This is a genomic window from Agrobacterium sp. CGMCC 11546 (assembly GCF_013365515.1).
Classification (GTDB): domain Bacteria; phylum Pseudomonadota; class Alphaproteobacteria; order Rhizobiales; family Rhizobiaceae; genus Agrobacterium; species Agrobacterium fabrum.
The window spans coordinates 2,752,533-2,775,000 of record NZ_CP047387.1; the positions used below are offsets into that span (position 1 = coordinate 2,752,533).

At 59.0% G+C, this 22,468-nt stretch carries 21 protein-coding genes; 7 read left to right on the forward strand and 14 right to left on the reverse strand.

Annotation, left to right across the window (positions count from 1 at the left end; all coding sequences use genetic code 11):
* Positions 1 to 46: 46 nt before the first annotated feature.
* Genes GSF67_RS13510 through chvI form a run of 3 tightly spaced genes read right to left on the reverse strand, consistent with a single transcriptional unit; the run spans position 47 to position 3,073 of the window.
* Positions 47 to 511, reverse strand: coding sequence for an HPr kinase/phosphorylase (locus tag GSF67_RS13510; RefSeq protein WP_006311104.1), 465 nt, complete (start codon positions 509 to 511; stop codon positions 47 to 49).
* Positions 501 to 2,291, reverse strand: a complete 1,791-nt coding sequence (gene chvG, locus GSF67_RS13515) for a two-component system sensor histidine kinase ChvG (RefSeq protein ID WP_006311105.1) — start codon at positions 2,289 to 2,291, stop codon at positions 501 to 503. The genes GSF67_RS13510 and chvG overlap by 11 nt, the downstream gene beginning before the upstream one ends.
* Before the next feature lie 56 nt (positions 2,292 to 2,347).
* The gene (chvI, locus tag GSF67_RS13520; RefSeq protein WP_010970615.1) at positions 2,348 to 3,073 is read right to left on the reverse strand and encodes a two-component system response regulator ChvI; all 726 of its coding nucleotides are present in this window, start codon (positions 3,071 to 3,073) and stop codon (positions 2,348 to 2,350) included.
* A 338-nt stretch (positions 3,074 to 3,411) separates the two neighbouring features.
* Between chvI and GSF67_RS13525 the strand changes: the two genes are divergently transcribed.
* Together GSF67_RS13525 and arfB are read left to right on the forward strand one after the other, a co-directional pair.
* Complete coding sequence (locus GSF67_RS13525) at positions 3,412 to 5,022, forward strand: phosphoenolpyruvate carboxykinase (RefSeq protein WP_035214741.1); 1,611 nt, start codon at positions 3,412 to 3,414, stop codon at positions 5,020 to 5,022.
* Between the two features lie 127 nt (positions 5,023 to 5,149).
* Positions 5,150 to 5,584, forward strand: coding sequence for an alternative ribosome rescue aminoacyl-tRNA hydrolase ArfB (gene arfB, locus GSF67_RS13530; protein ID WP_006311108.1), 435 nt, complete (start codon positions 5,150 to 5,152; stop codon positions 5,582 to 5,584).
* 19 nt (positions 5,585 to 5,603) lie between these two features.
* Here the strand turns inward: arfB and coaA are convergent, their stop codons facing one another.
* From coaA to hisB, 7 genes are read right to left on the reverse strand one after another with little or no spacing between them, the layout of a single operon-like run.
* Entirely contained in the window at positions 5,604 to 6,605 is a 1,002-nt protein-coding gene (gene coaA / locus GSF67_RS13535; RefSeq protein WP_006311109.1) for a type I pantothenate kinase, read from the reverse strand.
* Positions 6,602 to 6,925, reverse strand: a complete 324-nt coding sequence (locus GSF67_RS13540) for a phosphoribosyl-ATP diphosphatase (protein WP_006311110.1) — start codon at positions 6,923 to 6,925, stop codon at positions 6,602 to 6,604. Before GSF67_RS13540 ends, coaA begins: the two co-directional genes overlap by 4 nt.
* 15 nt (positions 6,926 to 6,940) lie before the next feature.
* The gene (hisF, locus tag GSF67_RS13545; RefSeq protein ID WP_006311111.1) at positions 6,941 to 7,717 is read right to left on the reverse strand and encodes an imidazole glycerol phosphate synthase subunit HisF; all 777 of its coding nucleotides are present in this window, start codon (positions 7,715 to 7,717) and stop codon (positions 6,941 to 6,943) included.
* Positions 7,714 to 8,457: a 1-(5-phosphoribosyl)-5-[(5-phosphoribosylamino)methylideneamino]imidazole-4-carboxamide isomerase gene (hisA, locus tag GSF67_RS13550; RefSeq protein ID WP_006311112.1), complete on the reverse strand. Its 744-nt coding sequence runs from the start codon at positions 8,455 to 8,457 to the stop codon at positions 7,714 to 7,716. Before hisA ends, hisF begins: the two co-directional genes overlap by 4 nt.
* A gap of 1 nt (position 8,458) precedes the next feature.
* A complete protein-coding gene (gene hisH, locus GSF67_RS13555; protein WP_035214720.1) occupies positions 8,459 to 9,109 on the reverse strand; it encodes an imidazole glycerol phosphate synthase subunit HisH in 651 nt (216 codons plus the stop codon).
* A 1-nt stretch (position 9,110) separates the two neighbouring features.
* Positions 9,111 to 9,605 carry a DUF2628 domain-containing protein gene (locus tag GSF67_RS13560; protein WP_006311114.1) on the reverse strand — a complete coding sequence of 165 codons (495 nt, stop codon included), beginning with the start codon at positions 9,603 to 9,605 and terminating at the stop codon, positions 9,111 to 9,113.
* A gap of 22 nt (positions 9,606 to 9,627) precedes the next feature.
* Positions 9,628 to 10,224 (reverse strand): imidazoleglycerol-phosphate dehydratase HisB, encoded by a 597-nt coding sequence (hisB, locus tag GSF67_RS13565; RefSeq protein WP_006311115.1) that lies wholly within the window; start codon positions 10,222 to 10,224, stop codon positions 9,628 to 9,630.
* Positions 10,225 to 10,424: 200 nt separating this feature from the next.
* Between hisB and hslV the strand changes: the two genes are divergently transcribed.
* From hslV to GSF67_RS13585, 4 genes are all read left to right on the forward strand, one after another.
* Positions 10,425 to 10,949, forward strand: coding sequence for an ATP-dependent protease subunit HslV (gene hslV / locus GSF67_RS13570; protein WP_003521197.1), 525 nt, complete (start codon positions 10,425 to 10,427; stop codon positions 10,947 to 10,949).
* An 87-nt stretch (positions 10,950 to 11,036) separates the two neighbouring features.
* Entirely contained in the window at positions 11,037 to 12,344 is a 1,308-nt protein-coding gene (gene hslU / locus GSF67_RS13575; RefSeq protein WP_006311117.1) for an ATP-dependent protease ATPase subunit HslU, read from the forward strand.
* 194 nt (positions 12,345 to 12,538) lie between these two features.
* Complete coding sequence (locus tag GSF67_RS13580; RefSeq protein WP_006311118.1) at positions 12,539 to 13,504, forward strand: DUF1402 family protein; 966 nt, start codon at positions 12,539 to 12,541, stop codon at positions 13,502 to 13,504.
* Between the two features lie 120 nt (positions 13,505 to 13,624).
* Positions 13,625 to 15,793 (forward strand): malate synthase G, encoded by a 2,169-nt coding sequence (locus GSF67_RS13585; protein ID WP_035214743.1) that lies wholly within the window; start codon positions 13,625 to 13,627, stop codon positions 15,791 to 15,793.
* Positions 15,794 to 15,973: 180 nt separating this feature from the next.
* On the opposite strand, the gene GSF67_RS13590 is transcribed toward GSF67_RS13585, so the two are convergent.
* A complete protein-coding gene (locus tag GSF67_RS13590) occupies positions 15,974 to 16,687 on the reverse strand; it encodes a L,D-transpeptidase (protein WP_006311122.1) in 714 nt (237 codons plus the stop codon).
* 183 nt (positions 16,688 to 16,870) lie between these two features.
* On the opposite strand from GSF67_RS13590, the gene GSF67_RS13595 reads away from it, so the two are divergent.
* Complete coding sequence (locus tag GSF67_RS13595) at positions 16,871 to 17,356, forward strand: MmcB family DNA repair protein (RefSeq protein ID WP_006311123.1); 486 nt, start codon at positions 16,871 to 16,873, stop codon at positions 17,354 to 17,356.
* A gap of 60 nt (positions 17,357 to 17,416) precedes the next feature.
* On the opposite strand, the gene GSF67_RS13600 is transcribed toward GSF67_RS13595, so the two are convergent.
* The 3 genes from GSF67_RS13600 to hrpB all read right to left on the reverse strand — a co-directional run bounded on the left by GSF67_RS13600 (position 17,417) and on the right by hrpB (position 21,901).
* Positions 17,417 to 18,004 (reverse strand): ActR/PrrA/RegA family redox response regulator transcription factor, encoded by a 588-nt coding sequence (locus GSF67_RS13600; protein ID WP_006311124.1) that lies wholly within the window; start codon positions 18,002 to 18,004, stop codon positions 17,417 to 17,419.
* A gap of 73 nt (positions 18,005 to 18,077) precedes the next feature.
* On the reverse strand, positions 18,078 to 19,385 hold the full coding sequence (gene actS / locus GSF67_RS13605) for a two-component system sensor histidine kinase ActS (protein WP_083815759.1): 1,308 nt from the start codon (positions 19,383 to 19,385) through the stop codon (positions 18,078 to 18,080).
* Positions 19,386 to 19,414: 29 nt separating this feature from the next.
* Positions 19,415 to 21,901 (reverse strand): ATP-dependent helicase HrpB, encoded by a 2,487-nt coding sequence (hrpB, locus tag GSF67_RS13610; RefSeq protein WP_006311126.1) that lies wholly within the window; start codon positions 21,899 to 21,901, stop codon positions 19,415 to 19,417.
* Positions 21,902 to 22,468: the final 567 nt, after the last annotated feature.

Here is a 22,468-nt window from a genome sequence, read left to right on the forward strand (position 1 = left end):
GATGAGGAAAATGCGAATCGCAAGCCTAAAATCGCCTGAATCACGGTCACTTCACATTCGTTTTAAAAAGATTCTGAGCAAGTGCAGCAAACTTTCCATAGGGCACAAGACTGGAGAGGGGAATACGCAGAAGCCGAAGATGCCCACCGCAGGGCATTAACAACGCTTCGTCATCTTCGGGAAGTCTTGGATTTTCCGGTGAAAGAACTGTTGTGACGGCGAAATGTAGTATACCACTCGGGACGCTTTTGACGGAAACAATGCCGCTGCCGCGCAATTCCAGTAGTCCGGCGATTGCTTCCGGCCGCTCGGCGATGATGGTTTCGCCGTCGCGATACACGAAAATCTGATCGTCCGCGATCAGGGCCGCCGGCAATCCGCACCGTTCCGCCTCTGTCAGGAAGCTGAAGGCGAGCTCGCTCTTGCCGCTTCCCGACGGACCCGTGAAGAGGATGCCGGTGTTGTCGACGACGATGGCGGTCGCATGCAGGTTGAAGCGTTCAGCGTTCATGGGTTTCGGCCGCCGGCAGCGACAGGGTGAAGCGCGCGCCTGATATCACGCCGTATTTGTCGACCACGTTTTCCGCCCGGAGGCTGCCGCCATGGGCTTCCGCGATCTGGCGGCTGATGGAAAGGCCAAGGCCGGAATTCTGGCCGAAACCTTCGCTGGCCGGCCGGTCGGTGTAAAACCGCTCGAAAATCCGGTCGATATCTTCTGCCTGAATGCCGGGACCGTTGTCTTCCACCTGCACGATGCAGCGGTCCTTGTGGCGGGAAAGGCGCACGGTGATGCGGCCGCTTTCCTCCGAAACGAAAGAACGTGCATTCTCGATAAGGTTGGTGACAATCTGCCCGATACGAAGATCGTGACCGTTCACCACGAAAGAGGTTTTGGCTCCAGCCTTCCGGTCGGCGACGTAATCGATCGCCACGCTCTTTTTCTTGGTGCTGATCTGGCGGGATATGTCCACCAGACCCTTCATCAGCACATCGAGGTCGAGCGGCGAAGCATCGGCGCGCGCCAGCTCGGCATCGAGGCGCGACGCGTCCGAAATATCGCTGATCAGGCGATCGAGGCGCCGAACGTCATGGAAGATGATTTCGGTCAGCCGCTGTTTGGACTCTTCGGTCTTGGCGCGTGGCAGGGTTTCCACGGCGCTGCGCAGCGAGGTCAGCGGGTTCTTGAGTTCGTGGCTGACATCGGCGGCGAAACTTTCGATGGCGTCGATACGGTCGTAGAGCGCCGTCGTCATTTCACGCAATGCTATGGAGAGGTTGCCGATCTCATCCTGGCGGGCCGAGAAATCCGGTATTTCCTCACGCGTTCTCGCCCCGCGGCGCACGCGGATCGCGGCCGCCGAAAGGCGTCTTAGCGGCGTGGCGATGGTGGAGGATAAAAGCAGTGACAACACGATATTGACCAGCGTGGCGATGCCGAAGACGCGCATGATGGCAAGGCGCTCCGCATGCACGATTTTGTCGATATCACCCGCCTGGGTGGACAAAAGCAATACGCCTAGCACCGCTCGGAAGCGCTGAACCGGCACGGCGACCGAAACGATCAGCTCGCCCTTTTCAGTCACGCGCACGACCGCGCCGCGAACACCTGTCAGCGCATTCATCACTTCCGGATAGATCGAGCCATCGCCACCCGGCGCTTCCTTGTATTGCGGCAGGCTGCTCGGCTGCAGCATGCGGTTGAACATGCTGGTGAACCAGTCGCCCCAGGTCTGGGTTTCCGGCGTCACCGGCGGCAGATCGAAGCGCAGAACCTGTCCGCGTGAATAAAGGTGGCGAGAATCGAGCAGCAGGTTTGCATCGGCATCGAACAGCCGCGCGCGCGTGCGTGTCGGCGAAATCAGCCGCCGCAAAACCGGCGCCACCCGCTCCGGGTTGATCGGGAAACTCAGATCCTCATCATTGGGGGCAGGGGTGATGCTCTGTCCCGCCTGCAATTCGAGCAGCTTTTCCGGATTGATGGTGATCGAGTTGGTATCGACCGAGGCGGAAGCGGAGACCGCGCCGGCGATGATTTCGCCCTGCGTCAACAGGCTTTCCACGCGCGCGTCGATCAGCCCTTCACGGAATTGGTTGAGGTAGAGAATGCCGCCGACCAGAACCACGGTCGCGGCGACATTGAAGAAGAGGATACGGCGCGTGAGGCTGGAAAACACCGCATTGCCGAAAATGCGCCGGATGATCGTCAGCGGATGGATACGATGGCGGCGTTCGCTGCCGCGTTCTTCGGCATCGTCACTGTCCGAGACGGTTTCCGGCGTTTTCTTCAACACGTATTAAAGTCCTCACCGCCCGGTTCGGGCGGTCCCTTCTGCTTGAGTCGGCTTCTTTAAGCCGCTTCGCGGAAGCGATATCCTACGCCATAAAGCGTTTCAATCATATCGAAGTCGCCATCGACCAGTTTGAACTTCTTGCGAAGGCGCTTGATGTGGCTGTCGATGGTGCGGTCGTCCACATAGACCTGTTCGTCATAGGCGGCATCCATCAACGCGTCGCGGCTTTTCACCACGCCCGGCCGCTGTGCAAGCGAATGCAGGATGAGGAATTCGGTCACGGTCAGCGTCACCGGCTCACCCTTCCAGGTGCAGGTGTGGCGTTCCTGGTCCATGGCGAGCTGTCCACGCTCCAGCGTGCGCGCCTGCTGGTCCGCGGTCGGCTTCAGCGTGCCGCCGGTTGCAGCGGACGCCTCACGGCTGCTGGCGCGGCGCAGGATGGCCTTGACGCGTTCCACCAGAAGGCGCTGCGAAAAGGGCTTTGTGATGAAATCGTCTGCACCCATCTTCAGGCCGAACAATTCGTCGATCTCCTCATCCTTCGAGGTGAGGAAGATAACGGGAATATCCGATTTCTGGCGAAGGCGTCGCAAAAGCTCCATGCCGTCCATGCGGGGCATCTTAATATCGAAAATGGCGAGCTGCGGCGGACGGGCGATCAACCCGTCAAGCGCGGAGGCGCCGTCCGTATACGTTTCGACCCGGTAGCCTTCGGCTTCGAGCGCGATCGATACCGAAGTGAGAATATTCCGGTCATCGTCGACAAGCGCGATCGTCTGCATGTAGTTGGTCTCCATCGTCATTTTCTCGTAACTCCCGACATCCACCCAGCCAGGTTGCGCGCCGCGAGCCACTCTCTTGAGTATAAAGGTGGAACAAATTGTGGCAAAGGAAAACTCGCCCTGAAATCGCTGGGGTGCGGCGAGAGAATTTCGTAAAAACCCTGCGGCTGGATTTTAATGCGTCTTCAACCGATTTAAAAAGAAATAAAATCTTTTAAATCGATTAATATATTGAAATCACTAAGTTTTTTAAAGTCAGGCTCTTGCGTTTCCAAAAGCTGCCACGTATTTTCCGTGAAAATTTCAACGGCCTTATCGTCATTTACAAGGAACGCGTCATGAACGAGCTTGGGGTTCATAATCCTGCCAATGGAGTTGCGGAACTCGGACTGGGCGAGGCCTCCCGCGTCTTTTATAACCTCAATGAGAGCGAATTATACGAACACGCGATCCGTAACGGCGAAGCCGAACTGACCATCGACGGCGCGCTGCGCGCCGTCACCGGCCAGCATACGGGCCGCTCGCCGAAGGATAAATTCGTCGTTCGTGATGCTTCCACCGAGAACACCATCTGGTGGGACAACAACAAGCCGCTGTCGCCGGAAAATTTCGAGCTGCTGCGTCAGGACATGCTGGCCCATGCCGCCGGCAAGACGCTTTACGTGCAGGACCTGATCGGCGGCGCCGATGAGGAAAATGCGCTGCCGACCCGCGTCGTCACCGAGCTTGCCTGGCATTCGCTGTTCATCCGCAATCTGCTGATCCGGCCGAAGCGGGAGATGCTTTCGGGCTTCAGCCAGAAGCTCACCATCATCAACCTGCCAAGCTTCAAGGCTGATCCGGCCCGTCACGGCGTTCGCACGGAAACGGTCATTGCCTGCGATCTGACGAATGGCCTGGTGCTCATCGGCGGCACGTCCTATGCCGGTGAAAACAAGAAGTCGGTCTTCACGGTGCTGAACTACCTGCTGCCGGCCAAGGGCGTGATGCCGATGCATTGCTCGGCCAATGTCGGTCCTGAGGGTGACTCCGCCGTGTTCTTCGGCCTCTCCGGCACCGGCAAGACCACGCTCTCCGCCGACCCGGCGCGCACGCTGATCGGCGATGACGAACATGGTTGGGGCGAACACGGCATCTTCAACTTCGAGGGCGGCTGTTATGCCAAGGCGATCAAGCTTTCGTCCGAGGCCGAGCCGGAAATCTATGCCGCGACCAACCGTTTCGGCACGGTTCTCGAAAACGTCGTGCTGGATGAAAGCCGGGTTCCTGATTTCAACGACAATTCGCTGACGGAAAACACCCGCAGCGCCTATCCGCTGCACTTCATTCCGAATGCATCGGAAACCGGCATTGCCGGCCATCCGAAGACGATCATCATGCTGACGGCGGATGCCTTCGGCGTGCTGCCGCCGATCGCGCGGCTGACGCCGGAACAGGCCATGTACCACTTCCTCTCCGGTTACACCGCCAAGGTTGCCGGCACGGAAAAGGGCGTGACCGAGCCGGAAGCGACATTCTCGACCTGCTTCGGTGCACCCTTCATGCCGCGTCATCCGGCGGAATACGGCAACCTGCTGCGTGAGCTGATCGGCAAGCACGGCGTCGATTGCTGGCTGGTCAATACCGGCTGGACCGGCGGCGCCTATGGCATCGGCAAGCGTATGCCCATCAAGGCAACGCGCGCACTTCTGACCGCCGCACTTACCGGCGACCTGAAGAATGCGCAATTCCGTACCGATGCGAATTTCGGTTTCGCCGTGCCGCTGTCGCTCGACGGCGTCGATGGTGCGATCCTTGATCCACGTTCCACCTGGGCCGATGGCGCAGCTTACGACGCGCAGGCGAAGAAGCTGGTATCGATGTTCGTTTCGAACTTCACCAAGTTCGAAGATCACGTCGACAGCAAGGTTCGCGATGCAGCCCCGGGCCTTCTGCTCGCGGCCGAATGAATAAAGTCTCATTCGTGAGGAGGAGGGAACCCGGCCCAGTGCCGGGTTTCTTTTTGCCGGATTCTTTCGTTTTGTCCGCTGTTTTCATTTTTTGCGTTCTGTGGCATCACCGGCGCGGAGAAAGATCATGGCCAGCGACCCGCTTTACATCAGCAACCGTATCACCATCGCCGGCTGGGAGCTGACGGAGCAATTCGTGCTGGCCGGCGGGCCGGGCGGCCAGAACGTCAACAAGGTCTCGACGGCGGTTCAGCTGTTTTTCGATATTGCCAATTCACCGTCCCTCTCGGATCGGGTGAAGGCCAATGCCCTCAGGCTTGGCGGTCGACGTGTTTCGAAAGAGGGTGTGCTGATGATCGAGGCCAGCCGGTTTCGAAGTCAGGAGCGCAATCGTGAAGATGCGCGCGAGCGGCTGAAGGAGCTGATACTGGAAGCTGCCGCCCCGCCGCCGCCGGTGCGCAAGGCCACCAAACCCACCAAGGGATCTGTCGAACGCCGCCTCAAGGCAAAATCCGGTCGTTCCGATATCAAGAAAATGCGCGGCAAACCCTCGGGCGATTAACCCGCAAGCACCCAGTTTGTCAGAGCTTTCGCAGCGCCACCGTATCTATCAGGTGGTTCTCTCCCTTGCGCAGAATAAGATCGGCGCGCGGGCGCGTCGGCACGATGTTCTGGCGCAGGTTCTTCAGGTTGATGTTCTGCCAGAGCCCTTCGGCAATGCTGAGTGCCGCCTCTTCGCTGATCGACGCGTACCGGTTGAAGAATGAGTTCGGGTCGCGGAAGGCGGTCTGTCTCAGGTTCATGAACCGGTTCACGTACCAGTTGTGAATGAAATCCTCATCGGCATCGATATAGATCGAGAAATCGAAGAAGTCGGAAACGATCGGCACGATGCGCCCGCCCGCTGGCAAGTCACGGGATTGCAGCACGTTGATGCCTTCGAAGATCAGGATATCCGGCTGGTCGATGACGGTGAATTCGTTCGGCAACACGTCATAGGTCAGGTGCGAATAACGCGGAGCCTTTACATTTGGCTGGCCCGCCTTGATCGCCGAAAGAAAGCGCAGAAGCGCGCCGATATCGTAGCTTTCCGGAAAGCCCTTGCGCTCCATCAGGTTTTCGCGCCGCAGCACCTCGTTCGGGTAAAGAAACCCGTCGGTGGTGATGAGATCGACCTTCGGGCTGGAAGGCCAGCGGGCCAGAAGCTCTTTCAGGATACGCGCTGTCGTCGATTTGCCAACGGCCACCGATCCGGCAATGCCGATGACGAAGGGCGTCTTGTTGACATTCCCCATATTCAAAAAGCGGTTGCGCTGTTCGAAAAGCAGCTGCGACGCTTCCACATGCGATGAAAGGAGGCGCGACAGCGACAGGTAAATGCGCCGCACTTCATCCAGATCGATGGGGTCATCCAGCGATCGCAGCCGCTTCACCTCATCGGCGGAAAGCGTCAGTGGCGTGTCGGCGCGGAATTTGGCCCATTCTTCGGAACTGAAGAAGTGGTAGGGCGAATATTCGTCCGCACGAAAATGATCGAGTGTGCCTGGCATGCCTCTCTCCCCGCTGCCTGCCTCGATCTTCATGGTGTCGGCCTCGCCGCCTTTTCCGCAAGGCCGGTCTGACCTGTGCGGCGCTCCAACTCGGCAAAAACATCGCTCAAGGGAATGTCGGCGATCTTCAGCACCACCAGCAGATGGTAAAGCAGGTCGGCTGCTTCGTTTTTAAGCCCGTCGCGATCCTGTGCGATGGCAGCGATGACGGCTTCAACCGCTTCTTCGCCCAGCTTCTTTGCTGCGCGCTCCTGGCCGGCAGCAACCAGCTTTGCCGTCCAGGATTCATCAGGGGATGCAGCGGCACGCTTCGCGACGATGCGTTCCAGATCGGAAAGGGAAAATGCGCTCATGGGATGTTCCTGCAATCAATCGAGACGCATGGCAATGCCATGCTCGGCCATGTAGCTCTTGGCTTCGCCGATCGAATAGGTGCCGAAGTGGAAGATGGAAGCGGCAAGCACTGCCGTCGCGTGGCCATCGCGAACACCCGCCACCAGATCATCAAGCGTACCAACGCCGCCCGAGGCGATGACGGGCACGCGAACCTGATCGGCAATGCTGCGCGTCAGGCCGATATCATAACCGCTCTTGGTGCCGTCGCGGTCCATCGAGGTGACAAGCAATTCGCCGGCACCCCGTTCAACCATCTTGATGGCAAATTCCACGGCGTCGATGCCGGTCGGCTGGCGTCCGCCATGGGTAAAGATTTCCCAGCGGCCAGCTTCGCCATCTTTCGAAACTCGCTTGGCGTCGATGGAAACGACGATGCACTGGTTGCCGAATTTGTCGGCTGCCTGTGCAACGAAATCGGGATCCTTGACGGCTGCGGAATTGATCGAGACCTTGTCCGCGCCGCAGAGGAGCAGCTTGCGAATATCCGCGACGCTGCGAACCCCGCCACCGACCGTCACCGGCATGAAGCAATGGTCCGCAGTGCGCGAGACGACATCGAAGATGGTGTCGCGATTGTCCGAGGACGCGGTGATGTCGAGGAAGCAGAGTTCATCCGCACCCGCCGCATCATAGGCTTTTGCTGCCTCGACCGGGTCGCCGGCATCGATCAGGTCGACGAAGTTCACACCCTTGACGACACGGCCGTCTTTCACGTCGAGGCAGGGAATAATGCGGGCTTTGAGGGTCATGCACGTACCTCCTTCGCGGCCTTGATGAGGTCAAGCGCTTCGGTGGGGTCGATACGCCCGTCGTAAAGCGCACGGCCTGAAATCGCACCCTCGAGCTTTGCGGCATCCGGCTGCAGCATGCGCTTGATATCATCGATGGAGGCAAGGCCGCCGGAAGCGATAACCGGGATAGAGACGGCATCCGCCAGTTCCAGCGTTGAGGCCCAGTTGATGCCGGCCAGAATGCCGTCACGATCGATATCGGTATAGATGATGGCGGCAACGCCAGCGCCTTCGAAACGTTTGGCAAGTTCGATGACACCGAGTTCGGAGGCTTCCGCCCAGCCTTCCACCGCCACCTTGCCGCCTTTGGCGTCGATGCCGACGGCGACCTGGCCGGGGAAACGCTTGCAGGCTTCGATGACCAGAACCGGATCGCGCACTGCCACGGTGCCGAGAATGACGCGGGCAAGCCCACGGCTGAGCCAAGCCTCGATATGGTCGAGTGTGCGAATACCGCCGCCCAGCTGCACCGGGTTTTTCGTGGATTTCAAAATGGCATCAACCGCTGCACCATTGACTGTCTCACCGGCAAAAGCGCCGTTGAGATCAACCACATGCAGCCATTCGAAGCCCTGGTCCTCGAAGGCCTTCGCCTGCGCACCGGGGTCCTCGTTATAGACGGTTGCCTCCTCCATATCGCCGAGTTTCAGGCGAACGCACTCACCGTCTTTGAGATCGATTGCGGGAAAAAGAATCATGTCAGGGCTTCCAGCGCAGGAAATTGGAAATCAGGGCAAGGCCGAGCGTCTGGCTTTTTTCCGGGTGGAACTGCGCGCCCGCCATGTTGTCGCGGCCGACGAAAGCCGTCATCGCGCCACCATAACTGGTGGTGGCGATGACGTCAGTCGAGTGCTTGGCCGCCAGATGATAGGAATGCACGAAATAGGCATGCAGCCCATCCGCACCGGTCTTTATGCCGTCGAACAGCGGGTGCGCGTGGCGGATTTCCAGCGTATTCCAGCCGATCTGCGGGATTTTAAGAGTAGGATCGGACGGCGTCATTTCCACGACGTCCCCTTCGATCCAGCCGAGCCCGGTGCTGACGGTCTTTTCCAGTCCGCGTGAGGACATCAGCTGCATGCCGACGCAGATGCCGAGGAAAGGATGGGCTTTTTTCTCGACGGCTTCGATGAGCGCCTCGTGCATACCGGGCACGGCATTCAGACCCGCACTGCAATCCGCATAGGCACCGACGCCCGGCAGAACGATACGGTCCGCCGAGGCGACGTGATCCGGCTTGTCGGTCAGATCGATGGTTGCGTCGATGCCAGCCTCGCGGGCGGCACGCTCGAAAGCTTTGGTGGCCGAACGCAAATTGCCCGAACCGTAGTCGATAATCGCGACACGCATGTCAGCGCCTTCCATTCAAGTCGAAAAGAAACGATCCGGCGGGATCGTCGACGAAGTTTTTGCCGCCGCTCTTTTGCGCAGAAGTGGTCCAGACCGGCTGGGACAACTGTTCCGCCTTGTCGGCGTTTTCGGAGAGACTGGAGAAATATATATCTTCCGCGCTCGAAAGATCAGGGGCGGAAATGACCGAAGTCAGCGTCCAGCCTTTGCGGATCAGGTGCCGGACGAGAAAATCACGCCCCTCCAGCGCCGTGATAAGCCCGATGGCGAAACCAAGGAGAATGCCGACGGGTTCGAATCCGGCTAACATTGAGATTTGCCCGGCCACAAGCGTGGCAATGACAACAACCGCCGTCGTCAGCCACAGCCGGTTGACGGCAAGCCATAACCAAGGCGCAATCAGTGCCAGCCAGACGAAACGGTCTGCAATGAAGCGGGTCGTCTTGTGGTCCCTGTCCGGCCCGTTGGGGGCTTCCAGAACGAGATAGCTTGTCATGGGCTTCCTGACAGCTTTGGCGTCAGGCCAGCATACCCTTGGTCGAGGGAACGCGGCCTGCCTGCCGGGGGTCGATCTCGGTTGCCGTGCGAAGAACGCGGGCAACGGCCTTGAAGCACGTTTCGGCGATATGGTGGTTGTTGGCGCCGTAATGGTTCAGGATATGCAGCGTAATGCCGGCATTCTGCGCGAGTGCCTGAAAGAACTCGCGCACCAGTTCGGTATCGAAGGTGCCGATCTTCGGCGCGGAGAAATTGACGTTCCACACAAGGAACGGCCGACCGGAAATATCGACGGCAGCCTTGGTCATCGTCTCGTCCATGGCCAGATCGAGCGAGGCGTAACGGGTAATCCCACGCCGGTCGCCCAGCGCCTTGGCAATTGCCTGGCCGATGGCGATGCCGGTATCTTCCACGGTGTGGTGGTCATCAATATGCAGGTCGCCCTGAACTTCGATGTCCATGTCGATCAGCGAATGGCGGCTGAGCTGGTCCAGCATATGGTCGAAAAATCCCACGCCGGTGGAAATTTTCGATTTGCCGGTGCCGTCGACATCCACGCGGACCGAAACCGAGGTTTCGTTGGTCTTGCGGATAATCTCGCCTTTACGTTCTGCCATTTTGGCCGCTCCGTGAAAATGTTGCCGTTCCTTATCAGCACGGGACACAAATATCCAGTTGTTCCATCGTCTTGCGTGACGGGCCGAAAACGGTGCGTCGCCCCGAAGATTGCAATCGTGAAAAGCAAACTTACATAGAACCGCAGAGGGCCGTGTCCCGGCCCGTTAACCCCAGGCCCGTCAGGGCAGACAGGTGTTTGATGACAACAATTATTACAGTCAGGAAGGGCGGCAAGGTCGTCATGGCTGGCGACGGGCAGGTAAGCCTTGGCCAGACCGTCATGAAGGGCAATGCCCGCAAAGTTCGCCGTATCGGCAAGGGTGAGGTGATTGCCGGTTTTGCCGGTGCGACGGCGGATGCCTTCACGCTGCTCGACCGTCTCGAAAAGAAGCTTGAGCAATATCCCGGCCAGTTGATGCGCGCCGCCGTGGAGCTTGCGAAGGACTGGCGCACGGACAAATATCTGCGCAATCTCGAAGCGATGATGCTGGTGGCCGATAAATCGACCACGCTTGCCATCACCGGTAATGGGGATGTGCTGGAACCGGAACACGGCGCAATCGCCATCGGCTCCGGCGGCAACTATGCCTTCGCCGCCGCCCGCGCCATGATGGACACGGACAAGTCGGCCGAAGAGGTAGCGCGCCAGTCGCTCGATATCGCCGCCGATATCTGCGTTTATACCAACCATAATCTCGTCGTCGAAACGCTCGACGCCGAATAAGCGAATTTCTCACCCCCATTTCTCACCCAAGGGTCCTGTGGGCCGGGCCGGAATGGCCGGCCGGAGCAGGAAAGCCGAGAGGATAGAATGACCACTTTTTCTCCCCGGGAGATCGTCTCGGAACTCGACCGCCACATCATCGGCCAGCATGATGCAAAACGTGCGGTCGCGATTGCGCTCCGCAACCGCTGGCGCCGCCAGCAGCTCGATGAGAGCCTGCGCGACGAAGTCATGCCAAAAAACATTCTGATGATCGGGCCGACCGGTGTCGGCAAGACGGAGATTTCCCGCCGCCTCGCCAAGCTGGCCGGCGCGCCTTTCATCAAGGTCGAAGCCACCAAATTCACCGAAGTCGGTTATGTCGGCCGCGATGTCGAGCAGATCATCCGCGATCTGGTGGAGATCGGTATCGGTCTCGTGCGCGAAAAGAAGCGCGCCGAAGTCCAGGCCAAAGCGCATCAGAGCGCCGAGGAACGGGTGCTTGATGCACTTGTTGGCTCGACCGCATCGCCGGGCACGCGTGAGAGCTTCCGCAAAAAGCTGCGCGACGGTGAGCTGGACGACAAGGAAATCGATATCGAGGTGGCGGATAGCGGCTCGGGCATGCCCGGTTTCGAAATTCCCGGCATGCCGGGCGCCAATATCGGCGTGCTGAACCTGTCGGAAATGTTCGGCAAGGCTATGGGCGGACGTACCAAGAAGGTGCGCACCACGGTCTCGAAGTCCTATACCGATCTTGTCCGCGACGAATCCGACAAGCTGCTGGATAATGAAATGATCCAGCGCGAGGCGGTGAAGTCGGTGGAAAATGACGGCATCGTCTTCCTCGACGAGATCGACAAGATCGCCGCCCGCGATGGCGGCATGGGCGCCGGCGTCTCCCGCGAGGGTGTGCAGCGCGATCTCCTGCCGCTTGTAGAAGGCACGACGGTTTCGACGAAATATGGCCCTGTCAAAACCGACCATGTTCTCTTCATCGCCTCTGGAGCCTTCCATGTGGCGAAGCCGTCGGATCTTCTGCCGGAGCTTCAGGGTCGCCTGCCGATCCGCGTCGAGTTGAAGCCGCTGACTAAGGAGGATTTCCGCCGTATCCTCACCGAGACGGAAGCAAGCCTTATCCGCCAGTACAAGGCGCTGATGGCAACGGAAGAACTTGATCTCGATTTCACAGATGACGCCATCGATGCACTGGCCGATGTCGCCGTTCATCTCAACTCATCGGTCGAAAACATCGGTGCGCGCCGCCTGCAGACTGTGATGGAGCGCGTTCTCGACGAGATCTCCTTCAACGCACCGGATCGTGGTGGCTCCGCCGTCAACATTGATCAGGAATACGTCAAAAAACATGTCGGCGATCTTGCCGCCGATACGGATTTGTCGCGTTACATTCTCTGAAGACTTCAGGGACAACGAAAGAAGAGTGCGGCCATATTTGCCGCACTCTTTTATTTTATCTGCCTCATCTCGCATTCAGCCCGCATTTTGTTTATGGGAAGGGCTGCATTCCGGTTGGAACCGCTTTCGTGGAATGATCCGGTTTTCCCGCTTGTCATGCCGGGAAGGGCCGGCTCGAGAAAAGGCAGTCGCTCGTGCGCAAAATTCTTCTGGCATTTGTCGTGGCTCTGGCGGTTTCCGCCGTTTCGTCTTCTTATGCCGAGGCCGCGACGGTTGTTCCCCCGGGCAATCGCAATGCCGAACAGCCGGGTGTTCCCGGCGCTTCCGCCCGCAGAACCAAGGCGTCCAACAGCTCTTTCGAACGCAAGTACCAGAAGGTGATCGACCTTTTGTCCTCCGACAAGGCGCTGATCGCCAAGATCAAGTCGACCGCCGGACGCTACGGCATCGATCCAATTCATATGGTCGGCGCGATCGTCGGCGAACACACCTATAATGTCGATGCCTATGACCGTCTGCAGTCCTATTACGTCAAGGCGGCCTCCTATGCCGGTAGCAGTTTCCGCTTCGGCTACAAGGATGAGACGATTGCGCAGTTTCTGACGCATGCGCAATTTTCCAAATGCCAGGCGAAGAAGGATTCCTACAGCCTCTGGAACTGCCGCGAAGATGTCTGGGACGACAGCTTCCGTGGTAAGACCGTCGACGGCGTGGCCTATCCGAACAACCGTTTCAGCGCCGTTTTCTTCCAGCCATTTTATGCCGGCCAGACCTTCGGTCTCGGCCAGATCAACCCGCTAACGGCGCTGATGCTGTCCGACATGGTGTCGAGAACCTCCGGTTACGAAAAGCTGGATGAAAACGATGCCACTGCCGTTTATACGGCTATCATGGATCCGGACCGCTCGCTCGCCTTCATGGCAGCCTCCATCCGCAAGTCGATCGACGACTACCGATCGATCGCCGACATGGATATTTCGAAGAATCCTGGTGTGACCTCCACGCTTTATAATGTCGGCGGTTCGCAGCAGCGTGCGGCTGCGCTTGCACAGAAGAACCGCCAACGCGCCGGAGGCGGCGAGCAGCCGCTATTGCCGGAAGAAAATTATTACGGCTGGCTGGTGAACGACCGCATCAAGGATCTGCAGGCGCTTTTGTAGAAAAAGACTATTATCCGCCATATTGTTTCCAAAAAGGAAATAATATTTGGCTGGATGCCGCGATTGACGAGCGACCGCCTCAGCGTCCAATCTATGCCTTCAGAATATAAGGAGGCGCATGTGAGCCGCACGGATAAATTCGGTCTTTCCATTGACGACAGGCTGTATGCCTTTTTGACGGACGAGGTGCTTCCGGGCACAGGTCTGGACAGCGAGACCTTCTTTGAGGGTTTTTCGGCCATCGTCCATGAGCTTTCTCCGAAGAATCGTGAACTGCTTGCCAAGCGCGATGCGCTGCAGGAAAAAATCGATGGTTGGTACCGTGAGAACGGCGCTCCCTCGGATTTCGATGCCTATGAGGCCTTCCTCAAGGAGATCGGCTACCTGCTGCCGGAAGGTCCCGGCTTCAAGGTGGAAACCAGCAATGTCGACCCGGAAATTGCCGTCGTCGCCGGTCCGCAGCTCGTTGTTCCCGTCATGAATGCGCGTTATGCGCTGAACGCCGCCAATGCCCGCTGGGGCTCGCTTTATGATGCGCTCTACGGCACGGACGCCATTTCTGATGCTGATGGTGCGGAAAAGGGCAGGGGTTACAATCCGAAGCGTGGCGACAAGGTCATCGCCTGGGCGCGCAACTTCCTTGATGAATCCGCACCGCTCGAGACCGGAAGCTGGTCCGACGTCATAGGCTTCAAAATCGTTGACGGCCTGTTGCAGCTTGCCATCGGTGCTGTCACGACGGGACTCAAGGATGCAGCTCAATTCAAGGGTTTTAGCGGTGAAGCGGCAAAGCCCGCCACGATCCTGCTCGGCAAGAACGGTCTGCACACGGAAATCGTCATCGATCCCTCGACCGAAATCGGCAAAAGCGATAGAGCAGGCATATCGGACGTCATCCTCGAATCGGCGCTGACGACTATCATGGATTGCGAGGATTCTGTCGCCGCCGTCGATGCCGAGGACAAGGTGCTGGTTTACGGCAACTGGCTTGGCCTGATGCGCGGCGATTTGACGGAAGCCGTCTCCAAGGGCGGCAACACTTTCACCCGCCGCCTCAACCCGGATCGTTATTATACCGCTCCCGATGGTTCCGCGCTCACGCTGCCGGGCCGTTCCCTGATGCTGGTGCGCAATGTCGGTCATCTCATGACCAATCCGGCGATCCTCGACAGGGATGGCCGCGACGTGCCGGAAGGCATTATGGATGCCGTCGTGACGGCGCTGATCGCGCTTTACGATGTCGGCCCGTCCGGACGACGCCAGAATTCCCGCGCCGGCTCCATGTATGTCGTCAAACCGAAGATGCACGGACCGGAAGAGGTTGCTTTCGCCAACGAGATATTCGCCCGCGTCGAAAATCTTGTGGGCATGGCGCCGAACACCATGAAAATGGGCATTATGGATGAGGAGCGCCGCACCACCGTCAACCTCAAGGAAAGCATTCGCGCGGCGAAGGATCGCGTAGTCTTCATCAATACCGGCTTCCTCGATCGCACCGGCGACGAAATCCATACCTCTATGGAAGCAGGCCCCATGATCCGCAAGGGCGACATGAAACAGGCTGCATGGATCGCGGCTTATGAGAACTGGAACGTCGATATTGGCCTCGAATGCGGTCTCTCCGGCCACGCCCAGATCGGCAAGGGCATGTGGGCCATGCCGGACCTGATGGCTGCCATGCTGGAGCAGAAGATCGCGCATCCGAAAGCCGGCGCCAATACCGCCTGGGTGCCGTCGCCGACGGCGGCGACGTTGCACGCCACGCATTACCATAAGGTCGACGTCGCAGCCGTTCAGGAAAGCCTGAAAAGCCGTGGTCGCGCAAAGCTCTCCGATATCCTGTCGGTGCCGGTCGCACCGCGTCCCAACTGGACGCCGGAGGAAATCCAGCGCGAGCTTGATAATAACGCCCAGGGCATTCTCGGTTATGTCGTTCGCTGGGTCGATCAGGGTGTCGGCTGCTCCAAGGTGCCTGACATCAACAATATTGGCCTGATGGAGGACCGCGCCACGCTGCGCATTTCCGCCCAGCACATGGCGAACTGGCTGCGCCACGGCGTGGTGACGGAGGCTCAGATCATCGAGACCATGAAGCGTATGGCCGCCGTGGTGGACGCGCAGAATGCCGGCGATCCGGCCTATCTGCCGATGGCGTCGGATTTCGATGGATCGGTGGCTTTCCAGGCTGCTGTCGAGCTGGTGCTGAAGGGCCGTGAACAGCCGAACGGTTACACTGAACCGGTTCTGCACCGCCGCCGTCTGGAGCTGAAAGCGAAGCAGGTGGCCTGAAGCCGCCTCCTGGCATTTCCGGTAAGAGTGCTTAGCGGTTTTACGTCCGGAAATGCTGAAAACAAAAGAGATAGAGCATTGCAGGTGATCCCGTTTTCACCGGAAATTCTCTAGCGTTTCCATAAACAAAAAAGCCGCCGGGAAAATCCTCGGCGGCTTTTTCTTGATCTGATGTAACCCTTACTGGATCACGACGACCTTGGTGCTGCGGCCGGGGCGGACGCGGCTATAGAGATCGATCACATCCTGGTTGATCATGCGGATGCAGCCCGAAGAGGCAGCAGTGCCGATCGAAGCCCATTCGGGCGAACCGTGGATGCGGAACAGCGTGTCCTGTCCCTTTTCGTTGAAGAGATACATGGCGCGCGCGCCGAGTGGGTTGGAAAGGCCCGGGCCCATGCCGGCCTCGACATATTTCGCTACTTCCGGCTTGCGGTCGGCCATTTCCTTCGGCGGGTGCCACATCGGCCATTCCTGCTTCCAGGCCACATAGGCTTCACCGGCCCAGGCAAAACCCGCCTTGCCGACGCCAATGCCGTAACGCACAGCGCGGTTACCGGACATGATATAATAGAGGTAACGATCGCGCGTATTGACGATGATGGTGCCGGGACGCTCGGATGTCTGGAACTCGACGATCTGGCGGCGGTACTTCTCATTCACGCGATTGATCGGAATGGCCGGCAGCGCATAACCCGCATCGGTCACGGGACCGTAGACATCGTTGAAAATCTGGACCGTTTCGACCTTCGCCGGAACGGGGTCAGCAACCGGCACTGACGCCGCGATCTTGCCGGAGGTCGGAGCGGAGGATTGGGAAGTCGTTTCGGCGCAGCCGGCCAGTGCCAGTGCTGCCGTCAGACCGAGTAGGGTCAATGGGGTGCGGATGCGCATGTCGTTCTCGCGGAAAATTCGCCAAATTGTGCGAAGGAGTAGGCTTAATTGGATAAATCGGTTATTTTCCATTAAGTCGCACTTGGCAAGCCATTGTGCAGCCGCGAAACGGCAACGCCTTTAAAATTGCCGGTTGATTGCCTTTTTGCAACAATAGGCCAAACGCTTCAGCAGCCTTTATCCATGACTATTCTTTCCTTTACCAACAATAATCCGTTAATCGACGGCCGCCAGTCGGACAAGGCGATGCTGGTACGTCGCGGCGTACAGGTGCTGTTGCATGAGATGCGCCATTCGGTTCTGCCGGAACTGCCGCTTGCGAGCGGACGCAGAGCCGATCTCATTAGCCTGTCGGCCAAGGGTGAAATCTGGATCATCGAAATCAAATCCTCGATCGAGGATTTCCGCGTCGATCGTAAATGGCCGGATTATCGCCTGCATTGCGACCGGCTATTTTTCGCCACTCATCCGGAAGTTCCGACCGACATATTCCCTGAGGAATGTGGGCTGATCCTCTCGGATGGCTATGGAGCACACATGCTGCGAGATGCGCCGGAGCACAAATTGCCGCCGGCGACCCGCAAATCGGTAATGCTGGATTTTTCAAGAACCGCTGCAACCCGGCTTATGTTGGCTGAATGGACGACCGGGCGCAGTTTCGGGGAATAGCTTTCGGTTCCAGCCCATTATCCGGACGTAAAACCACTGCGCACTTTTACTGGAAATGCTTCACTTCGGAGCGCGTTTCGCGAGAATGCGCTGAAGGGTGCGCCGATGCATGTTGAGCCGACGCGCCGTTTCCGAAACATTGCGCTCGCACATTTCATAAACCCGCTGAATATGCTCCCAGCGCACGCGGTCTGCCGACATCGGGTTTTCGGGAACCTCGGTCTTTTCACCCTTGCGCTGTGTCAGAGCATTAAAGACATCGTCCGCATCGGCGGGTTTGGCGAGATAGTCCAGCGCGCCGAGCTTCACGGCGGTCACGGCGGTGGCGATATTGCCGTAGCCGGTCAAAACGACGATCTGCGTGTCGTCCCGGTTCTGCCTGATGGCTTCGATCACTTCCAGCCCGTTGCCATCAGCAAGCCTCAAATCGACGACCGCATATTTCGGCGGCGCGGCCTTGGAGCGGGCAATGCCCTCGCTCACCGTCTCGGCAGTATCGACGGCAAAGCCGCGTGTTTCCATGGCCCGGGCAAGCCGGCGCAGAAACGGGCCGTCATCGTCGACGATCAGCAGCGATCTGTCGGGTCCGATGGGATCGATATCGTCCACCGGTTTGCTGGTGGCTGGGGTCTGGTCTTCAATCTTCATGTTTCCGGCCTTCCGGCAACTTCATCGGCTTGATTTTCTTCTTCTTATCGCCGCTTCAACGTGGATGGTAAAGTCAACGGCTTCTTTTATCGTCCATCAGCGCCCGAGGCCAGACGATTGTGACCCGCGCCCCGCTTTTGCTTGATGCGCGATTTTCAAAGGTAACAGCCGCGCCGGAACGCTCCAGCAAGGTCTTGGCGATGAAAAGCCCAAGGCCAAGCCCGCCGGCGCGGGTATCATTGTGACGTTCGGTCACATAGGGCTCGCCGATACGGGCAAGCACGTCATGGGCATAACCCGGCCCGTCATCCTCTATGATGACGGCGACGTTCTGGGCATCGTGATCCACCGTCACGGTCACCTTCTCACGCGCATAGTCCACGGCATTTTCGATGAGGTTGCCCAGCCCGTAGATAATGCCGGCGTTGCGGACACCGACCGGCTCCTCGGCACGACCAGTCTTTTCCACCAGTTCCAGGCGAATGCCGAACTCACGATGCGGCGCCATCACCTCCTCGATCAGCGAGGAAAGCGGCAGACGGCTCATATGCTCCTCGTTGTCGGCGGAGAGCGAGGTGAGCCGGCGCAGAATATCGCGGCATCTTTCGCTCTGGCTGCGCAGCAGCGCTATGTCTTCGCCGTATTTCTCATCATGCCCCAGTTCCCGTTCCATTTCCTTGGCGACGACGCTGATTGTCGCAAGCGGCGTGCCGAGCTCATGCGCTGCCGCTGCCGCCAGCCCGTCGAGCTGGGAAAGGTGTTTTTCCCGCTCTAGCACCAACTCCGTTGCCGCCAGTGCATCAGCCAGCTGATTGGCTTCATGCGAAACGCGATAGGCATAAAAGGCCGCGAAAGAGGTGGTGGCGATGATCGCAACCCAGGTGCCGACATGCAGCAGAAGCTGGATCGGCAAAACCTCTTCGGGGTACCAGGGGACAGGAAAGGGCGAAAAGGCGATCGCCGTCGAGCAGATGACGGCAAAGCCGAGCAGGATGAGCGAATGCCGCAGCGGCTGCGAGGCAAAGGCGATGATGACCTGCACGCAGATCAGCGGCGCGAAGGGATTGGAAAGTCCACCGGTAATATAGATCAGTGCCGTCAGTTGCAGCAGGTCGAAGGCGAGCAGCAATGTCGCTTCCCACGGCTCCAGACGATAGGTGGACGGAAAACGGGCGGTGAGAAACAGATTGGCAAGCGCCAGCGCCGCGATCAGAAGTCCGCAGGCGAGAAGCGGCAGGGGAAAATTCAGCGCGAAAGCGACAAACAGGATCGTCGCCGTCTGTCCGGCCACCGCCAGCCAGCGCAGCCAGATGATGGTCTGCAGCCTTATCCTGCGGCTGGCGCGGCCAAGCCTGGTGGTTTCGATCGGATGGCCAGCCACCGTCTTCTCCTTTACCCTTTTCATCATCGTCACGTCCCGCGCGGTTTCGCACGGCTGGTCGGCAGGGCCGAGGCCGGATCCTCCGGCCAGGGATGGCGCGGATACCGCCCGCGCATATCCGCCCGCACATCCTTCCACGAGCCCGTCCAGAAACCGGGAAGATCGCGTGTCGTCTGTATCGGCCTGTGCGCCGGGGAGGTCAATTCCAGGAGCAGCGGCAGGCGCCCCTGCGCAATGGCGGGGTGGGCCTTCAGTCCGAAAAGCTCCTGTACGCGAATGGAAAGCGTCGGTTCGTTGGCGTCGTAACGGATGGGGTGCCGCTGACCCGTCGGCGCTTCGAAATGCGTCGGTGCCAGCCGCCCGAGATCTCGTGCCACCTCATGCGGCACCAGCGACAGGATTCCCTCGGAGAGGCTGCCGGGCCGGATGTCCTGAAGGCTGCGGGCGCCGTTCTGGAAAGGAACGAACCATTCCTCCAGCCGTGCAAGCAGCGCCGCATCGCTAACGTCAGGCCACGGATCGCCGATGCTGGCATTCAGAAAACCGATCCTGTCACGCAGCTGCAGGGTTTCTTTCGAAAATGGAAGAATGTCGAGGCCGAATTCCCTGACGCCATTGGCAAGTGCCCGCGCCGCCTGTTCGCCATCGGGTCTGGGCAGGGGTGTCTCGTCGAGAATGATGGCACCAAGGCGTGTCACTTTTCGCGCCCGCGCCTGACCGCTCGCCTTGTCGAACAGCAACTGTTCCTGCTGGACGATAAGATGCGGCATCCGCTCTTCTATATCAGCCCTTTCGATAGCCGCCGCCGCAAGAACACGTGGCTGCGCCGCCCGTCCGGTAATATCGGCCACGACGAGCATTTTGCTCGCCGCCAGCCGTTCGGTCTCGGCCAGCTCCGCGCCCCGCCCATTGGCCATCACGTAACGCCCCCGCGCGCCGCGTTGAAGCGCAATCCTGTCCGGATAGGCGTGCAGCAGCAGAGCACCGGCCTCGCTCGGCGTTTCAGCCTTCGCGGTCTTGTAGCCGATAGCATCGAGCAGCCGCGATGCCAGCTTGCGCGCCGCCTGCGCTCTCTCACTTCTCTCGGAAAAAAAGCGCCGCAGCCTTTCATCTAGATCGATGTCGTTGCCACCCAGCCCCTGTTCCGTCAGCATGACGGCGAGCATCGCCGCTTTTTTCCCGGCACCTTCGTCCGCCGAGGCAATCACCATGGCTGCAAGCCGCGGCGGCAGTGAAAGGCCGCGCATCAGACGACCTTGTCGCGTCAGCCCACCGCCGTCATCGAGGGCACCGAGGTTTTTGAGAAGCACCACCGATTCTTTCAGTGCGGCTTCAGGCGGCGCATCGAGAAATGCGAGCGCGGAAGGGTCGTGAACGCCCCAGTGGGCGAGATCGAGGGCGAGACCGGAAAGATCGCTCGCCAGAATTTGCGGTGGCGTAAAGGCATTGAGCGCCGCCGTCTGCCCCTGATGCCAAAGCCGGATCGCAATGCCGGGCTCCGTTCGCCCAGCGCGGCCGGCCCTCTGGTCGGCGGAAGCCCGCGACACCCGCACGGTCTCCAGTCTGGTGATTCCGGTCGCCGGCTCAAAGACCGGCAATCGCTGCAGACCGCTGTCGATCACCACCCGCACGCCATCGATGGTAATGGATGTCTCGGCGATTGACGTAGCAAGCACGATCTTGCGCCGTCCGCCCGGTGCCGGCTTGATCGCGGCATCTTGCTCCTTTTGCGACAGGTTGCCGTAAAGCGGGATAATGTCCGTATCATCAGGAAAGCGTCCCTCCAGCCGCGAGGCTGTGCGGGTGATCTCCGCCTGGCCGGGCAGGAAGGCCAGAATCGAACCGGTTTCGGATGCGTGGGCCTCTGTAATCGCCTTGGCGACTTTTTCATCGACATGGATACCTTGCCACCGTTCTTCATATCGAATGTCGATCGGGAACGTCCGGCCAAGGCTCTGAATGACCGGCGCGTCGCCCATCAGCGCGCTGATACTCTCCACATCGAGCGTGGCGGACATCACGAGAATGCACAGATCCTCCCGTAACCCCGCCTGTACGTCGAGCGCCAGCGCCAGCCCGAAATCGCCGTCGAGCGAGCGCTCATGAAATTCGTCGAAAATTACCGTGGAAACGCCTGATAGCTCGGGGTCATCGAGAACCATCCGGGCAAACACACCTTCGGTCACCACCTCTATCCTGGTTTTCGAGGAGACGCGGTTGTCGAGCCGCATGCGATAACCGACGGTTTCCCCGACATTCTCACGAAGCAGCTCGGCCATGCGTCCGGCCGCAGCCCGGGCAGCGAGCCGGCGTGGTTCAAGAAGAATGATCTTGCCGTCGCCCCGCCAGTCCTCGTGTAAAAGATGAAGCGGCACGAGCGTGGTCTTGCCCGCCCCCGGCGGAGCCGAAAGAACTGCGCGCTTCTTTGCGGCTAACACCTGGGCAATATCCCCCAATACGGCGCTGACGGGAAGTTCGGGCAATTCGGTCTTTATGGGAACGGGCGTTCTGGTCATGCAAAGGGCCTGCGGCGATCTCGTGGTGTTAAGCGTCCTATATGCCGTTTCTAATGCACGGACTGGCGCTTTGACAGTCATATGTAAAGGCCGGGCAAGTGGCCTGCCGGCCAATGCCCGGTCTCTTCAGGTCATTTGCAATAAGGTATGAAAGGGGCGCCGTCCGGTGCGTCGCGAAAACAGGTAGAGAATCTGCCCCTCCCATTGTCCCTGACGCATTTCTCCAAAACTATCTATTAAAATCAGTTAGTTACGAAAAATGTCAGTTTTTTGACGATGGGTGTGTTGACTTGTTTGGTGAGGTTCTCTTATAAGTCCGCTCACTGAACGAGGGCGGCGGCGCTGCTGGCGACGAAGTCTTTCGTTCTAAGAAAATCAAGGAATGAGCGGATTGCTTGTTTGGTTTCGGGGCCTTGTGGTTTCGGAGTTTGATTATTTGACTGCTTTGAAGTGGTCTGTTTTTTGACAATTGAATATGAGAAGAAAGAGAAACGTGGGCGGCGAAGCTTGCGGGACCTGGAGAGATTTGGGTCCTAGTGAATAGACTTTGACGGTCACGTTTTAATG

What these genes read in the sequence shown, in the direction of transcription:
- GSF67_RS13510 (WP_006311104.1), bottom strand. Translation starts at nt 511, where the DNA reads ATGAACGCTGAACGCTTCAACCTGCATGCGACCGCCATCGTCGTCGAC.
- chvI (WP_010970615.1), bottom strand. Translation starts at nt 3,073, where the DNA reads ATGCAGACGATCGCGCTTGTCGACGATGACCGGAATATTCTCACTTCG.
- GSF67_RS13525 (WP_035214741.1), top strand. Translation starts at nt 3,412, where the DNA reads ATGAACGAGCTTGGGGTTCATAATCCTGCCAATGGAGTTGCGGAACTC.
- arfB (WP_006311108.1), top strand. Translation starts at nt 5,150, where the DNA reads ATGGCCAGCGACCCGCTTTACATCAGCAACCGTATCACCATCGCCGGC.
- coaA (WP_006311109.1), bottom strand. Translation starts at nt 6,605, where the DNA reads ATGAAGATCGAGGCAGGCAGCGGGGAGAGAGGCATGCCAGGCACACTC.
- GSF67_RS13540 (WP_006311110.1), bottom strand. Translation starts at nt 6,925, where the DNA reads ATGAGCGCATTTTCCCTTTCCGATCTGGAACGCATCGTCGCGAAGCGT.
- hisF (WP_006311111.1), bottom strand. Translation starts at nt 7,717, where the DNA reads ATGACCCTCAAAGCCCGCATTATTCCCTGCCTCGACGTGAAAGACGGC.
- hisA (WP_006311112.1), bottom strand. Translation starts at nt 8,457, where the DNA reads ATGATTCTTTTTCCCGCAATCGATCTCAAAGACGGTGAGTGCGTTCGC.
- hisH (WP_035214720.1), bottom strand. Translation starts at nt 9,109, where the DNA reads ATGCGTGTCGCGATTATCGACTACGGTTCGGGCAATTTGCGTTCGGCC.
- GSF67_RS13560 (WP_006311114.1), bottom strand. Translation starts at nt 9,605, where the DNA reads ATGACAAGCTATCTCGTTCTGGAAGCCCCCAACGGGCCGGACAGGGAC.
- hisB (WP_006311115.1), bottom strand. Translation starts at nt 10,224, where the DNA reads ATGGCAGAACGTAAAGGCGAGATTATCCGCAAGACCAACGAAACCTCG.
- hslV (WP_003521197.1), top strand. Translation starts at nt 10,425, where the DNA reads ATGACAACAATTATTACAGTCAGGAAGGGCGGCAAGGTCGTCATGGCT.
- hslU (WP_006311117.1), top strand. Translation starts at nt 11,037, where the DNA reads ATGACCACTTTTTCTCCCCGGGAGATCGTCTCGGAACTCGACCGCCAC.
- GSF67_RS13590 (WP_006311122.1), bottom strand. Translation starts at nt 16,687, where the DNA reads ATGCGCATCCGCACCCCATTGACCCTACTCGGTCTGACGGCAGCACTG.
- GSF67_RS13595 (WP_006311123.1), top strand. Translation starts at nt 16,871, where the DNA reads ATGACTATTCTTTCCTTTACCAACAATAATCCGTTAATCGACGGCCGC.
- GSF67_RS13600 (WP_006311124.1), bottom strand. Translation starts at nt 18,004, where the DNA reads ATGAAGATTGAAGACCAGACCCCAGCCACCAGCAAACCGGTGGACGAT.
- hrpB (WP_006311126.1), bottom strand. Translation starts at nt 21,901, where the DNA reads ATGACCAGAACGCCCGTTCCCATAAAGACCGAATTGCCCGAACTTCCC.